The organism is Burkholderia sp. Ap-955, from assembly GCF_011753045.1.
GTDB classification, from domain to species: Bacteria; Pseudomonadota; Gammaproteobacteria; order Burkholderiales; family Burkholderiaceae; genus Burkholderia; species Burkholderia lata_D.
The window spans coordinates 1-13567 of record NZ_VWWH01000093.1 but is presented as its reverse complement, the minus strand read 5'-3'; the positions used below and the strand labels follow the sequence as shown (position 1 = coordinate 13567).

At 67.7% G+C, this 13567-nt stretch carries 12 protein-coding genes and 1 pseudogene; 2 read left to right on the top strand and 11 right to left on the bottom strand.

The window, feature by feature from the left end; genetic code table 11:
* Positions 1–15: 15 nt before the first annotated feature.
* The 6 genes from F3J15_RS31210 to panE form a co-directional block, all read right to left on the bottom strand.
* Positions 16–1104: an alcohol dehydrogenase catalytic domain-containing protein gene (locus F3J15_RS31210; protein ID WP_166896039.1), complete on the bottom strand. Its 1089-nt coding sequence runs from the start codon at positions 1102–1104 to the stop codon at positions 16–18.
* A 46-nt stretch (positions 1105–1150) separates the two neighbouring features.
* Positions 1151–2164 (bottom strand): ABC transporter permease, encoded by a 1014-nt coding sequence (locus F3J15_RS31205; protein WP_166896037.1) that lies wholly within the window; start codon positions 2162–2164, stop codon positions 1151–1153.
* A complete protein-coding gene (locus tag F3J15_RS31200; RefSeq protein ID WP_166896035.1) occupies positions 2151–3671 on the bottom strand; it encodes a sugar ABC transporter ATP-binding protein in 1521 nt (506 codons plus the stop codon). The genes F3J15_RS31205 and F3J15_RS31200 overlap by 14 nt, the downstream gene beginning before the upstream one ends.
* Before the next feature lie 62 nt (positions 3672–3733).
* Positions 3734–4678, bottom strand: coding sequence for a substrate-binding domain-containing protein (locus tag F3J15_RS31195; RefSeq protein ID WP_069252104.1), 945 nt, complete (start codon positions 4676–4678; stop codon positions 3734–3736).
* A gap of 121 nt (positions 4679–4799) precedes the next feature.
* Positions 4800–5759 carry an AraC family transcriptional regulator gene (locus tag F3J15_RS31190; RefSeq protein ID WP_089448098.1) on the bottom strand — a complete coding sequence of 320 codons (960 nt, stop codon included), beginning with the start codon at positions 5757–5759 and terminating at the stop codon, positions 4800–4802.
* A gap of 234 nt (positions 5760–5993) precedes the next feature.
* Positions 5994–6941, bottom strand: coding sequence for a 2-dehydropantoate 2-reductase (gene panE, locus F3J15_RS31185; RefSeq protein WP_166896033.1), 948 nt, complete (start codon positions 6939–6941; stop codon positions 5994–5996).
* Positions 6942–7191: 250 nt separating this feature from the next.
* Between panE and F3J15_RS31180 the strand changes: the two genes are divergently transcribed.
* Positions 7192–8745, top strand: coding sequence for a methyl-accepting chemotaxis protein (locus F3J15_RS31180; protein ID WP_089485370.1), 1554 nt, complete (start codon positions 7192–7194; stop codon positions 8743–8745).
* 25 nt (positions 8746–8770) lie between these two features.
* Here the strand turns inward: F3J15_RS31180 and F3J15_RS31175 are convergent, their stop codons facing one another.
* Positions 8771–9448, bottom strand: coding sequence for a response regulator transcription factor (locus F3J15_RS31175; protein ID WP_166896031.1), 678 nt, complete (start codon positions 9446–9448; stop codon positions 8771–8773).
* A gap of 387 nt (positions 9449–9835) precedes the next feature.
* Between F3J15_RS31175 and F3J15_RS31170 the strand changes: the two genes are divergently transcribed.
* The gene (locus tag F3J15_RS31170) at positions 9836–10330 is read left to right on the top strand and encodes a hypothetical protein (RefSeq protein WP_166896029.1); all 495 of its coding nucleotides are present in this window, start codon (positions 9836–9838) and stop codon (positions 10328–10330) included.
* Positions 10331–10357: 27 nt separating this feature from the next.
* Here the strand turns inward: F3J15_RS31170 and F3J15_RS31165 are convergent, their stop codons facing one another.
* The 4 genes and pseudogenes from F3J15_RS31165 to F3J15_RS31150 form a co-directional block, all read right to left on the bottom strand.
* Complete coding sequence (locus tag F3J15_RS31165; protein WP_166896027.1) at positions 10358–10864, bottom strand: hypothetical protein; 507 nt, start codon at positions 10862–10864, stop codon at positions 10358–10360.
* A 133-nt stretch (positions 10865–10997) separates the two neighbouring features.
* Positions 10998–12419: a sigma-54 dependent transcriptional regulator gene (locus F3J15_RS31160; RefSeq protein ID WP_166896025.1), complete on the bottom strand. Its 1422-nt coding sequence runs from the start codon at positions 12417–12419 to the stop codon at positions 10998–11000.
* Positions 12420–12530: 111 nt separating this feature from the next.
* A complete protein-coding gene (locus tag F3J15_RS31155) occupies positions 12531–13115 on the bottom strand; it encodes a hypothetical protein (RefSeq protein WP_166896023.1) in 585 nt (194 codons plus the stop codon).
* Between the two features lie 156 nt (positions 13116–13271).
* Positions 13272–13567: pseudogene (locus F3J15_RS31150) on the bottom strand (chemotaxis protein CheA); the annotation flags it as partial.

Here is a 13567-nt window from a genome sequence, read left to right as displayed (position 1 = left end):
CGCGCACGCCGGCCGTCAGCGGGCCGGCTTCAGCAGCACCTTGATCGATTCGGGCGATTTCGCGACGCGAATCGCGTCGTCCCAGTCCTCGAGCGCGAAATCGTGCGTGACGATGCCTTTCGACGTGACAAGCCCGCGCGCAAGCAGGTCGATCGCGATCGGGTAACAGTATGGCCCCAGGTGTGCGCCGCGTACGTCGAGTTCCTTGCGGTCGCCGATGATCGACCAGTCGACGGTCGCATCCTCGCCGAACACGCTGAATTCGACGAAGCGGCCGAGCTTGCGGATCAGGTCAAGCCCCTGGCTCACGCCGACCGGCGCACCGGTCGTCTCGATGTAGACGTCGCAGCCATAGCCATCGGTGAGCGACCGGACGATTTCGCGTGCATCGTCGCGCGTCGGGTTGATCGTCACGTCCGCACCATACTCGCGCGCGAGTTCGAGCCGTTCGTCGATCAGGTCGATCACGACGAGCTTCTTCGGCGTCTTCAGGTGCGCGACCTGCGTCATCATCAGCCCGAGCGGGCCCGCGCCCGCGATCACGACCACATCGTCGAGCTGGACATCGCCGCGGTTCACCGTATGGATCGCACACGACAGCGGCTCGATGATCGCGGCATCCTCCAGCGACACGCCGAGAGGAATCTTGTGGACGATCGCGGTCGGCGGAATGCGCATGTATTCGGCCATCCCGCCGTCGGCCACCTCGCGCTGGAAGCCGAAGATGTTGTGCACTTCGCACATCCAGTACTGGCCCGACTTGCAATAGCGGCACTTGCCGCACGGTACGATCTGCTCGGCGATCACGCGGTCGCCCACCGCCACGCCGAAATGCTCGGCCGCGCCGTCGCCGAGCGCTTCGACATGGCCGAAGAATTCGTGGCCGGGAATCACGGGCGCCTTCACCCACGGGCTCGGGCCGCCCCAGAACATCTTCGCGCCGGTGTAGCACTTGCAGTCGCTCGCGCAGATCCCGCATGCGGCGATGCGGATCACGAGCTCGTTCGCGCCGGGGCGCGGCTTCGCGACCTGTTCGACGCGGTAGTCCTCGGGGCCGTGGCAGACGACCGCGGTCATGCGCGGCTGGGCTTCGGGTGTCGTCATGAGTTGTCTCTTTCCTGAATGATTCGGATACCGGATTAATCAAGCGTTACCGCGACCGTTCGCGGCTGATATAGATCGCGAGCAGGATGATTCCGCCCTTGATCACGTTCTGCACATACGGGTTCACGCCGATCATGTTCAGCCCGTTGTTGAGCACGCCGAGCAGCAGCGCGCCGACCAGCGTGCCGACGATCGCGCCGCGCCCGCCGGAGATCGACGTGCCGCCCATCACGACAGCCGCGATCGCGTCGAGCTCGAAGCCCACGCCCGCGTTCGGCTGGCCGCTCATCAGGCGCCCGGTCAGCACGATCGCGGCGAGCGCCGACGTGAGCCCGGCCAGCGTGTAGACGATCAGCTTCACGCGCGCGACACGCACGCCGGTGAGCCGCGTCGCCTGTTCGTTGCCGCCGATCGCATACACGTAGCGGCCGAACGGCATCCGGTCGAGCAGCAGCCACGCGACGGCATAGACCACCAGCATGATCAGCACGGGCGCCTGGATGCCGAACACCTTGCCGCTGCCGAAGAACGCAACCCAGTCGGGCAAGCCGTCGATCGGGTAGCCGCCCGTGTAGATCAATGCCAGGCCGCGCGCGATACCCATCGTCGCGAGCGTGACGATGATCGGCGGCATCCCCGCGAACGCGACGAACACGCCGTTCAGGAAGCCGAACCCGAGTCCGACCGCGATGCCGATCGCGAGCGCCGCAACCGCGTTCACGCCCGCGACCATCAGCCCGGCCGCGAGCGTGCCCGACAGCGCCATCACCGAACCGACCGACAGGTCGATCCCGCCGGTCAGGATCACGCAGGTCATGCCGACCGCGATGATCGCGTTGATCGATACCTGGCGCAGCACGTTCTCGAGGTTCGCGGCGGACAGGAAGCTCGGGCTCGCGATCATCATCGCGATGCACACGACGATCAGGCCGACGAGCGGATAGAACAGCGTCGAGCGCCGCAGCTGAGCCCACATCGCGCGTGGCGGCGGTGCGTCGCCATTGCCGGCGGTAGCCGCGAGCGGCGTGGAAGGCGTGGAAGAAGAATCAGGCAGGTTCATGGGTCGCTCCTCGCGTGCCGGCCGTGGCATAGGTCATGACCGTGTCGGGATCGATCTCGTCGCCTTCGAGCGTCGCCTCGATGCGGCCCTGCCGGAACACGGCGACGCGATCGCACATGCCGACGATTTCCGGCAACTCGGACGAGATCATGATGATGGCGTAGCCGCGCGCGGTGAGTTCGCGCATCAGCCCGTAGATTTCGGCTTTCGCGCCGACGTCGATGCCGCGCGTCGGCTCGTCGAAGATCAGCACCGACGTGTGATGGTTCAGCCAGCGCGCGATCACGACCTTCTGCTGGTTGCCGCCGGACAGCGTCGCGACCTCGGTGTGGATCGACGGCGCCTTCACGCCGACGCGCCGCATCACGTCGTGCGTGGTACGTGCTTCACCGCGGCGATCGATCAGCCAGCGCATCGACCGGTACTTGCCGAGGTTGTTCAGCGAGATGTTGTCGCGGATCGAGAACGACGTGACGAGCCCTTCCGTCTTGCGGCTTTCCGGCAGGATGCCGATGCCCGCGCGCAGCGCGTCGGCCGGATCGGCGAGCTTCGCCGCCGTGCCGCGCACGCGCACGTCCTTGCGATGCGCACGCGTCGCGCCGATCACCGCGAGCGCGGTTTCCGTGCGGCCCGAGCCCACCAGCCCGGCGAAGCCGAGGATCTCGCCGGCATGCAGCGTGAAGCGGTTCACCGGGCCGCCGCGTTCGATCTGCAGTTCGTTGACCTCCAGCACCCGCGGCGCGTCGGCCGCGCGCGCCGGCTTCGGCGGAAAGCTGCTTTCGATCCGGCGGCCGACCATCATCCGCACGAGTTGTTCGACGTCCGTGCGCGCGACGTCGGTCGTCGCCACGTACTGGCCGTCGCGCAGCACCGTGATGCGGTCGCACACCGCGAAAATCTCGTCGAGGTGATGCGAGATGAAGATCATCGCGACGCCCTGCCGCTTCAGTTCGCGCATGATCGCGAACAGGTGCTCGGCTTCGGCCGGCGTGAGCGTGGCGGTCGGTTCGTCGAGGATCAGGATGCGCGCATCGAGCGACAGCGCCTTGCCGATCTCGACGAACTGTTGCTGCGCGACCGACAGCGCACGGATCGGCGCATCGAGATCGATCGCCACGCCGAGCCGCGCGAAGATCGCGGCCGCCGCGTGACGCATCCGCTTGCGGTCGCGCGCGCCCCAGCGATTGCGCAGCTCGCGGCCGAGGAACAGGTTGTCGACGGCATCGAGGTGCGGAATCAGGCTGAATTCCTGGAACACGATGCCGACGCCCGCCGCGACCGCGTCGTGATAGTCCGCGAAACGGCGTGCGGTGCCGTCGATCTCGATCGTGCCGGTATCCGGCTGATGAATGCCGCACAGGATCTTCATCAGCGTCGACTTGCCCGCGCCGTTCTCGCCGAGCAGCGCGTGAATCTCGCCGCGCGCAATCTCCAGATCAATGTCGGACAGCGCCTTCACGCCCGGAAAGCTTTTCGTGATGTGGCTGAGCCTGAGTATCGTGTCCATCGGCTTCTCCGTGCGAAGGGCGCCGGCCGTGCCGCCGCCCTTCGCGTCGCATCGCACGTCGTTCACCAGCTGAAGCCCTTCGCGTTGCCGCGATCGACCACCTTCACGTCGACCGGGATCGCCTTCGGCACCGTCGCGCCCCACTTCCGCGCGATCGCGATGCCGAGCGCGATGCGCACCTGGTCGGCCGGAAACTGCGCGGTCGTCTCGATGAACTTCGAATTCGGCTTCTGGATCGCCGCGATCGCCTCGGGCGCGCCGTCGACGCTCGTCAGCTTGATGTCCTTGCCCGAGCTCTCGATCGCGGCGAGCGAGCCCATCGCGCCGCCATCGTTCACGCTGAAGATGCCCTTCAGGTTCGGATGCGCGGAGATCATGTTTTCCGTGACCGACAGCGCGGTCGCGCGCTCCTGCTTGCCGTTCTGCGTGTCGACCAGCTTCACGTTCGGGTATTTCGCGAGCCCGGCCTTACAGCCGCGCACGCGTTCGAGAATCGGCACGACCGGAATGCCGTCGAGAATGGCGACTTCGCCGCTGCCGCCGATCGCCTTCGCGAGGTAATCGCACGACATCACGCCCGCGTCGTAGTTCTTCGAGCCGACGAACGAATCGACCGGGCCGTTCGCGTTCGCGTCGACGGCCACCACCACCGCGCCGGCCTTCTTCGCCTGCGTGATCGCCGACTGGATGCCGGTCGAATCGGTCGGGTTCACGAGCAGGATGTCGATCTTCTTCTGCAGCATGTCCTCGACATCGCTCACCTGCTTGCTGACGTCGTGATGCGCGTCGGTGACGACGACCTGCGCGCCGATCGACGCGGCCGCGTCGTTCAATGCCTTCTGCATCGTCACGAAATACGGGTTGTTCAGCTCCTGGAACGTCATGCCGATGCGCAGCGGTGCGGCCTGCGCAGCGGCGGCGGGCAGCCAGGCCGCGACGGCGAGCGCGGCAACGGCCGCCAGGCGGGCGGCGCGACGGGGGGATGAAGCGGGCGATGCGTGCGTCATGACGGTGTCTCCGGAATTGTGTGCAGCTTTTTCGTGGGTGAATGCGCCCCTCGCGACGTGGGCGACGCGATTGCGCTGGGTGAAACGGTGTGGAACGTTCAGGCGGCCCGCGGCCCCGCGATCATCCGGGCTGCGGTGCGCGCTCGGGGAAGCCGGCCGTGACGACACGCGGCGGCAGCGGATTGCCGGTGGGCGCCGCATGCAGCGCGAGCTCGCGGCTGCGCGCGTTCAGGCGCTGCAGCGCGCGGAATTCGGACGGCGCCATCCCCTTCACCGCGCGGAACTGGCGGTTGAAGTTCGACACGTTGTTGAAGCCGGCCTGGAAGCAGATATCGGTGATGTTCGCGTCGTCGGCGAGCAGCATCTGGCACGCGGCCTCGATCCGCAGACGATTCACGTACTGGACGAACGGCATGCCCGTCTGGCGGTGGAACGCGCGCGAGAACGCGCTGACGCTCTGCCCGGTCAGTTGCGCGAGATCGGCTTCACGCAGCTCGGACGCGAGGTTCTTGCCGATGTACGACAGCGCATGGCTGAGCCGCGTGGGCGTGACGTCGGCCTGGTCGTACGCGGGGCTCGCGAGCAGCGTGCGTTCGGCCGCCCCGCAAAGCCGCTCGAGGATCGTCATGAACAGCGCGATGCGGCGCATGCCGCGCGCGGCCAGCAGTTCGTCGAACAGCGGCGCGATCGCGGCGCTGGTCGCCGCGTCGAAGCCGACCCCGCGACGCGCATCGTCGAGCAGCGCCTGCGCGTCGCGGCATTCGGGAAACGCGTCCATGCAACGGCGCACGAACGCCGGGTCGAACTGGATCACGAGATTGCGGCGCTCGACGGTTTCACCTTCGGCCATGTCACTGACCCAGTTGTGCGGCAGGTTCGGGCCGAGCAGCACGAGATGGCCGGGGCCGAACGAGCCGATGTGGTCGCCGACGAAATACTTGCCGCGCGTCGCGACGATCAGGTGCAGTTCGAATTCGGGATGGAAGTGCCAGCGGATCGTGCGGTACGGATAGCCGTGCGACCAGACCTTGAACGACTCGTCGCGTCGCACGTCGACCACTTCCAGATCGGGGTGCATCATTGTTGGCGTCTCCATTCCCATGTCTCGCTGGCCGGTTCGTGGCGCGCATGCGCCGCGTCTTTCACACGGCGACGCGACCGGTCGCATGGGAAGCAATGTAGGTCGATCGAGCGCGCGGCTCCACCAACTTTACGCCTGATTTCCGATACTTTTTTGCGCATTCCGGCCGCACAGGGTGCCGGACGACAAATTTGTGCAGCGCGGAACGGCCGTGCGGGCCGCCCGCTCCGGTGCTTACGCGGCCGCGTGCTCGCGCGCCGTCCGCACTTCGTATGCCTTCAGGTGGTTGTACGCGATCCGCAGCAGCGACAGCGTATCGGCCGCCTGCGGGTCGCGGCGCGCGAGCAGGTCGCCGATCACGTGATCGGCTTCGACGCGCGCATGGTTCTCGATGTCGCGCAGCATCGACGCGGTCAGCGGCGACGGCGTCAGCACCATCCGTTGCATCCGCTCGATGGCGGCCGGATCGGGCCGGTGGCCGTTGTGCTCGGCAATCGCGCTGCATTCGCCGAGCATCGTCTCCAGCAGGCGACGGCCGTCCGGCGCGGCAAGAATGTCGCCCACCGAGCCGCGGAACAGCGACGTGCTTGCGGCAAGCGTCGCGAGGAACACCCATTTTTCCCACATCCGCGCGGCCACGTTGTCGCTGAGCGTCGCATCGAACCCCGCGCCGCCGAGTACGTCGGCCACCGCGCGCACGCGCGGCGATTCGCCGCCCGCGAGTTCGCCGAAGGTGACCCCGTGCGTGTCGTTGAGGTGCACGATGCGCTGCTCGCGATCGAGCGTCGCCGCGATCACGCACAGCCCGCCGAGCACCGGCGCCGCGCCGAACCGGTCGCGCAGCACGTCGAGATGACGCATCCCGTTGAGCATCGGCAGGATCAGCGTCTGCGGGCCGACGAACGGCGCGAACGACTGAATCGCATCGTCGAGGCTGTACGCCTTGCAGCTCAGCAGCACGAGGTCGAACGGCGCGACGCCGGCACCCGCATCGCCCGCGCGCACGGTCTGCACGTTCGCGAGCGTCAGGTCGCCGCGCGGGCTGCGGATCAGCAGCCCGTCGCGCGCCAGCGCGGCCGCGCGGCCGTCGCGCACCAGGAACGTCACGTCGCGCCCCGCCGCGGCCAGCCGGCCGCCGAAATACCCGCCGACCGCGCCGGCCCCTACCACCAGAATTCGCATCGTTGCCTCCTTTCGGTTTCATTCGCCGCCGCGCCGCCGAGCCGGGCTCGCGGCGCGCACGCCATCGCCCCTGAGTATAGCGACACCCGTTATGCATATGCATAGATACCCGTGTCGGCATGAGAGGCATGCGTCCACGGTACCGGTTCATAGGGATAACCCGTCTATGGTAACGGTCGCCGGGCGCCGTCAAGACACTTACCCCGTCACGCCGTTCCGGGGAGCTTCCACGACTGACCGACCACACACCATGCGCAACCTTTCACTGAATCAGAAACTCGCCTCGATGATCGTCATCCTCTGGCTCGGCCTGCTCGTGATCGCCGGGCTCGGCGCATGGCAGACGCGCGCCTCGATGATCACGGACCGCCGCGAACAGCTCGCGTCGCTGGTCGCGCAGGCCGCGAGCGTGACCGACCATTTCTACAAGCTGTCGCAGCAGAACGCGCTGCCGGAAGCCGAAGCGAAGCAGAAGGCGATCGAGGCGATCGCCGCGATGCGCTCCGGCGCCGACGGCTACATCTCGATCAATGACTCGAAGCCGGTGATCGTGATGCATCCGATCAAGTCCGAGCTCAACGGCAAGGACGTGTCGAATTTCACCGATCCGAACGGCAAGCACCTGTTCGTCGAGATCGTGAAAGCCGGCAACCTGGAAGGCGGCAAGGGCTTCGTCGAGTATCTGTGGCCGAAGCCGGGCGCCGACAAGCCGCAGGACAAAACCAGCGCGGTGCAGCGCTTCGCGCCGTGGGACTGGTATCTCGTGACCGGCATGTACATGAACGACGTCCGCTCGGCGGTGCTCGAAAGCGTCGGCCGCTGGCTCGCGATGACGGCCGTGCTCGGCGGGATCGCGACCGCCGTGATGGTGCTGGTGCTGAAAAGCGTGCGTGCGAACCTCGGCGGCGAACTGGAAGTTGCGCTCGACGCCGCGCAGCGCATCGCGCAGGGCGACCTGACCGCGCGCGTCACCGTGAAGCAGGACGATCGCGGCAGCCTTCTGCATGCGCTGCACACGATGCAGGCCGGGTTGATCGACATGGTGTCGCGCGTGCGGATGGGCACCGAGAACATCAACGTCGGCGCGAGCGAGATCGCGTCCGGCAACACCGACCTGTCGCAGCGCACCGAGGAACAGGCGGCCGCGCTCGTCCAGACCGCGTCGAGCATGGACCAGATGACCGCGAACGTGAAGCAGAATGCCGACAGCGCCGCGCAGGCCGCGTCGCTCGCCGACCAGGCCGCGCAGGTCGCGACGCGTGGCAGCGCGGTGGTCGACGACGTCGTGCGCACGATGAACGAGATCACCGACCGCTCGCACAAGATCGGCGACATCATCGGCGTGATCGACGGGATCGCGTTCCAGACCAATATCCTCGCGCTGAATGCGGCCGTCGAAGCGGCGCGTGCCGGCGAACAGGGCCGCGGCTTCGCGGTGGTCGCGGCCGAGGTGCGCTCGCTCGCGCAACGCTCGGCGACGGCCGCGAAGGAGATCAAGTCGCTGATCGTGTCGTCGAACGAGACCGTCGAGCAAGGCGCGGCGCTCGTCACGCACGCAGGCGAGACGATGGCCGAGATCGTGCAGTCGGTACGGCGCGTGAACGAGATCCTCGACGAGATCAGCCATGCGTCGCGCGAACAGAGCGCCGGGATCGAGCAGGTCAATCGCGCGGTGGGCGAGATGGACCAGGTGACGCAGCAGAACGCGGCGCTCGTCGAAGAAGCCGCGGCCGCCGCGCATTCGCTGCGCGATCAGGCCGAGGCGCTGCGGGATGCGGTGACGCGGTTTGCGTTGCCGGCCTGACGGCGGCCGCCCGGCGCACGTGCGCTCACGCGGCGCGGCCGGGCCGCGACTCGGTCAGACCGGTGCCGAGCCCCAACCCCGCCGCCCGCTGGATCAGCTCGACGTCGTTGCTCACGCCGAGCTTCTTCATCGCGCTGATCTTCTGCGCGCTGACCGTCTGCTTGCCCTTGCTCAGACGCTGCGCGATCGTCTTGATCGGCACCCCCGACAGGTACAGGCGAATGACCTCGATCTCGCGCGCCGACAGCTTCACGGGCGCTTCGCCGCGCTCGTCGGCTGCATCGACCGCGCGCCTGACGAGCGGCGACAGGTAGCGCCCGCCGCTGTAGCTCGAATGAATGGCCGTGACGATATGGCCGACCTCGTCGAACTTGCTGACGACGCTCACGCCGCCGATCGCGAGCATCGACCCGAAGATCAGCGGATTCTCGTTCGCGACCAGTGCGACGATCCCGACGTTCGGACGCGTGCGCCGCAGCCAGTTGAACAGCGCAAGGCCGTCCATCTGCTCGTCTGCGCGGATCGCATAGTCGACCAGCACGACATCGCAGTCGACACCGCCGAGCGACGCGACCAGTTCGGCCACGCTCCGGTACACCGCGACGATCTCGATCGCACAGCCGCTGCCCGCGACCTGCTCGATGCCGGCCAGCGTCAACGGCCAGTCGTACGCGAAAACGACGCGAACATTGAATTTCCTCATGCGCAGTTCCAGGTGGTTCATCGGCCGCGCGACACGGAACGCGCACGGCCGGTTCGGCGTTGAAAGAACGTTCAGGCTATTTTTAGCCTGATCATCGATTCTAGGCAGGCGTGCTCAGGCGGGATATCGGACGGCATCGGGATCAACCGTCGGGGACGTAATACGAGTTTGAAATTTGCGCCGGTTCGAACGCCCGACACATCGGAGCCAACCTCCGCGGACACCGGCCAAATGGCCAGCGTGGCGGCCGATGCGGGCCAAGCGACCGGCCAGCAGGTAAAATCGACGCCTTTGCATCCCGCGCCGGGCCACCGGCGGCGAGCGACGCGCCGATGCCGGCCGCGCGCCGCCGCCCGTTTGCCGGCTGCCCGTACCCCCGCTTTCCCCATGACCGAATCCGACCTGCAACCCGACGACACCTCCATCCACGAAGACGGCCTCTGGCGCGACAACGGCTGGACGGCCCGCATCATCAAGAACGAAGACGACGACGGCTGGGCCGTCGAGATGATCAAGGACGGCGAGTCCGAGCCCGCGCTCGTCGGGCCGTGGACCATGGGCCGCGACAAGAAGAACCCGAAGCCGATGGACGCGAACGCGTTCCGCACGCTCGTGAAGACCGCGACCGAGGTGCTGATGCGGCACGAGCAGCAGCGGCGCGCGATGCTGCACAAGGAAGTGTCGGTTCAGGGCGAGGACGACCAGGATGTGTCGGTGACGCTCGATATCGTGCCGGACGAGTTCGAGCCGTACGCGCAGCTCAAGGCATTCGATCCGTATGGCGAACTGCTGGCCGAAGCGAAGGTGTCGGCCGGGTTCAAGCTCAACAAGGCCAGCGCCGAGCGCTGGGTCGCATCGGGCTTCGAGCGGCCGGCCGCCTGATCACGCGCGGCGCGCCGGGCCGTGCGCTCAGGCGCCGGCGCCCTGCCGTGCGCGCCGCAGCCGGCGCGCCGCCAGCTTGCGCCGCACGAGCTGTTCGAACTGCCGCGTCGCGACCGCCGGGTCGCGCGCGATCAGCCCGAGCGCGTTGCGCACGAGCTGGATCGGCGTCAGCACGAGGCCCCACGGCAACCCCCACCAGCCGAACGCGGCCGAAGCCAGCAGCGCGACCGCCTGCTTCCTGCGGCCGCAACGCCGGCAGCACACATGGTGTCGCGTCGCCCAGCGCGTGACGAACAGCAGCGACACGACGCGGTGCGACGCATGGACATCCACCGGCTGGTCGTCGCGACCGCAGATCGGGCACGGCCCGTAACGCCAGTCGTGCACGTACTCCCAGACTTTCGCGTCGGGCACCCGTTCCGCCTCGACGACGATCGGATGCGCTTGCGCGCACGCCGCACGGCAATAGCGGCGGCCGTCGATCGACCGCCCGCCGACCAGGAACGTCCTGCCGCAGTGACTGCACTCTGCCACGGTAACCTCGGATAAGCGTGATGCGCCGCATGCCGGCCGCGCGCAGCATGGCTGCAGCGGCGGTCCGGACGGGCCGTTTCCTGTCTTAACGGCCGACATCGCGCGGTCTTGAGCGGCGGTTTGCCGCAGCGCGTCAGCTGTGCAGCCCGTGCGCGGTCATCAGCCGATACAGCGTCGCGCGCGAGATGCCCAGCTCGGCCGCCACGTCCGCATGCTGGTGGCGGTGGCGCATCAGCGTTTCCTCGATCGCGTGCCGCTCGGCCTGCCGGCGCGCTTGCGCGAGCGTCGGCGGCCGCCGCGACGTGTACGGGTGCAGTTCGAGATCCGACGCCGAGATCATCGGGCCGTTCGTCATCACGACCGCGAACCGGATCCGGTTGATCAGCTCGCGCACGTTGCCGGGCCATGCGTAGTTGTGGATCGCTTCGATCGCGCACGGCATGAAGCCGCGAATCCGGTGCGAACTGTCGCCGCGATAGCGCCGCAGCACGTAATCGGCGAGCAGCATGATGTCGCGGCCGCGCACGCGCAGCGGCGGCTCGTCGATGCGCAGCACGCACAGGCGGTAGTACAGGTCGGCACGGAACCGCCCCGCCTGCATCGCGGCCTCGAGATCGACGTGGGTCGCCGACACGATCCGCACGTCCACCGGAATCGACGCGTGCCCGCCGAGCCGCTCGATCGTGCCTTCCTGAAGGAAACGCAGCAGGCTTGCCTGGCTCTCGAACGGCATGTCGCCGATTTCGTCGAGGAACAGCGTGCCGCCGTGAGCGGCCTCGATCCGGCCGATCTTGCGCTGGTGCGCGCCGGTGAACGCGCCGCGCTCGTGGCCGAACAGTTCGGCCTGCAGCAGCGTCGGCGGAATGGCCGCGCAGTTCACGGCGACGAAGGGCGCGTCGGCGCGCAACGACTGCTGGTGGATCGCCGCCGCCGTCAGTTCCTTGCCGGTGCCGGATTCGCCGGCGATGAAGACGGTGGCGTCCGTGTTCGCGACCTTGCGGATCGTCGCGAACAGCCGGCGCATTGCGTCGCACGAACCGATCATCGTGCCGCCGGGGGGCGCCGCATCGGCGTCCGGGCTGCTGTCCGCGAGCTTCAGCATCCCGTATGCATGGCCGACCAGATAGCCGATCGTCGTATAGGCGTTCGCATTGCGCACGTAGTCGAAGCAGCAGCGGCGAATCAGGCGCGCGATGGTGAGATCCCGCAGCCGCTCAGGGTCGGCGAGCGCGACCCAGCCGACGCGCGGATCGCGCAGCAGCGTCTCGAACGACGTGACGTCGGGCGACGCGAAGCTGCCGAAATCGACGATGCCCGCATGCGGACGGTTCACCCTGACGAGATTCAGTGCGTCCGCAACGGTTTTCGCGCGCCACACGTCCCAGCCGCGTGACGCGAGGCAGTCGACGAGCGCGGGATCGTGCTGCCGCGACAGGTAGACGAGTGGCCGCGGCGGTACGACATGGTTGCGCCGGACGGCAACGAACGGCGCCGTACCCGCATCGCGTTCGAAATCCTGAGGGCCCGACTCCCTGATCTGGCAGCAATAGTTCACGATGGCCTCATCGCTTGGATGGCTTGTCGAAACGGCCGTTGCCGGATCGCGCGGAGCGGGACATCATGGTCCCGCGGCGCGGCGCCGGGCCGTCCTCGAATTGACGTTTCGTTATCGGCAGAACACGACACGCTGCGTGTAGATTTGCGGCTCGACGACCGGCTTCGCGGAGCGGTTGAGGTCGTCACGATAGGCGCGGTAGGTCTTCCCGTTCACCGTCACCTCCGTCGCAGGGGCCGTCTCGATCGAGCCGAGCCCGTTGCGCTGCCACCCGCTCACCCGATCCGCCGCCGTCACGTTCGACTCGCCGGCGATCTTCTGCGTGATCGCGCTGCCGTCGCTCCATGGCTGCGTCTGCATGTCCTCGGCATGCTGCATCGCGCCGACCGTCTTGCCGGTCGATGTCGGCCCCTTCTGCGCGTCGAACGGCGCGCCACGGCCGTACACCGGCGATTGCCACGACGGGGCGTGACCTTCCTCCGGCATCATGTAGATCATCTGCGGATCGCCGATCATCATCATCGGCGCGCATGCCGTGTTGTCGGCGCGACCGAGCGTCGACAGCGCCTGCTGGACGCTCACGGCGTTCGCGGCGGTCTGCTCGCCCAGGATCACGAAGACCGCCGGGTTCTGAAATACCGACTGCGCCGCGGCTTGTGCGCTGTACAACAATAGAGCGACCAAAAAGATCCTCATGATTGAGGCCTCCTTGCATCCTCGTCAGGCAAAAAGAGGTGTTGGCCTCGGGGATCGGACCAACACCCGTCAAACAGGAAACGACCGTCGGGCATCGGGTTCGAACGTCTCCCGTGCGGCCGGTGTTCCGGTCACACGGGAAATCGACCCGCGTGCTTACGACGACGTGCTCGTCGAGATGGCCGCCGGAGCCGGCACGACCGGTGCAGCCGGGGCGGCCTGCTGGTCGACCGAAGCCGGCGGCAATGCTTGCGCCGGATCGGACAACGCCGGCATGTCGGCGGGCTGCGCAGCCGCTTGTTCCGGCACCTTCGCGTCGGCAGTCGGCAGGTCGGCAGGCGCCGCGGCTACGGCAGGCTGCGCGGCTTCCGGGGCGGGTGCTTCCGCGGCGACCGGCGCCGGCTCGGCGGCCTTCGCATCGGCTGCCGGGGCGGGCATCGCGGCTTCGGCCG

What these genes read in the sequence shown, in the direction of transcription:
- F3J15_RS31200 (WP_166896035.1), bottom strand. Translation starts at nt 3,671, where the DNA reads ATGGACACGATACTCAGGCTCAGCCACATCACGAAAAGCTTTCCGGGC.
- panE (WP_166896033.1), bottom strand. Translation starts at nt 6,941, where the DNA reads ATGCGAATTCTGGTGGTAGGGGCCGGCGCGGTCGGCGGGTATTTCGGC.
- F3J15_RS31210 (WP_166896039.1), bottom strand. Translation starts at nt 1,104, where the DNA reads ATGACGACACCCGAAGCCCAGCCGCGCATGACCGCGGTCGTCTGCCAC.
- F3J15_RS31180 (WP_089485370.1), top strand. Translation starts at nt 7,192, where the DNA reads ATGCGCAACCTTTCACTGAATCAGAAACTCGCCTCGATGATCGTCATC.
- F3J15_RS31205 (WP_166896037.1), bottom strand. Translation starts at nt 2,164, where the DNA reads ATGAACCTGCCTGATTCTTCTTCCACGCCTTCCACGCCGCTCGCGGCT.
- F3J15_RS31155 (WP_166896023.1), bottom strand. Translation starts at nt 13,115, where the DNA reads ATGAGGATCTTTTTGGTCGCTCTATTGTTGTACAGCGCACAAGCCGCG.
- F3J15_RS31195 (WP_069252104.1), bottom strand. Translation starts at nt 4,678, where the DNA reads ATGACGCACGCATCGCCCGCTTCATCCCCCCGTCGCGCCGCCCGCCTG.
- F3J15_RS31175 (WP_166896031.1), bottom strand. Translation starts at nt 9,448, where the DNA reads ATGAGGAAATTCAATGTTCGCGTCGTTTTCGCGTACGACTGGCCGTTG.
- F3J15_RS31170 (WP_166896029.1), top strand. Translation starts at nt 9,836, where the DNA reads ATGACCGAATCCGACCTGCAACCCGACGACACCTCCATCCACGAAGAC.
- F3J15_RS31190 (WP_089448098.1), bottom strand. Translation starts at nt 5,759, where the DNA reads ATGATGCACCCCGATCTGGAAGTGGTCGACGTGCGACGCGACGAGTCG.